Source organism: Ruegeria sp. AP12 (assembly GCF_056540025.1).
Genome location: NZ_JBQFVZ010000333.1, coordinates 1 through 527, shown reverse-complemented (window position 1 = coordinate 527; position 527 = coordinate 1). Strand labels below are relative to the sequence as shown.

Here is a 527-nt window from a genome sequence, read left to right as displayed (position 1 = left end):
GCACACGCCAGTGATGGGCTGCGCGCGCGGCGACCTGAGGGGAATGCGTGACGACCAGAACCTGCCCGCCCTGCGCCAGAGACGCCAGCCTGCGACCCACCGCATCGGCCGTCGCGCCGCCCACACCCCGGTCGATCTCATCAAAGATCATGGTCCGGGCGCTGTCATCGCCGGACAGGCAAACCTTCAACGCCAATAGAAAGCGGCTGAGTTCCCCGCCTGAGGCGATCTTGTTCAGCGGTCCCGATGGTGCGCCCGGGTTGGTGGCAACCGTAAAGGCCACGGCGTCGGTGCCCTCGGGTCCAGGATCGGACGTGGTAACTTCTGTCCGAAACACCGCGCGTTCCATTTTCAGCGGTGCCAGCTCGGCCATGACGGCCTGATCCAATTGTCCAGCCGCCGCTGCACGCGCAGCGCTAAGGTCCGCCGCAGCCAAGTCATACGTCGCCTGTGCCGCCTCAACCGAGGCACACTGATCTGCCAGATCGGCATCACCCGCATCCAGCTTACCCAAGCGATCACGCAGC

At 65.5% G+C, this 527-nt stretch carries 1 pseudogene; it reads right to left on the bottom strand.

The window, feature by feature from the left end:
- Positions 1 to 527: pseudogene (locus tag ACR0E6_RS23055) on the bottom strand (DNA repair protein RecN); the annotation flags it as partial.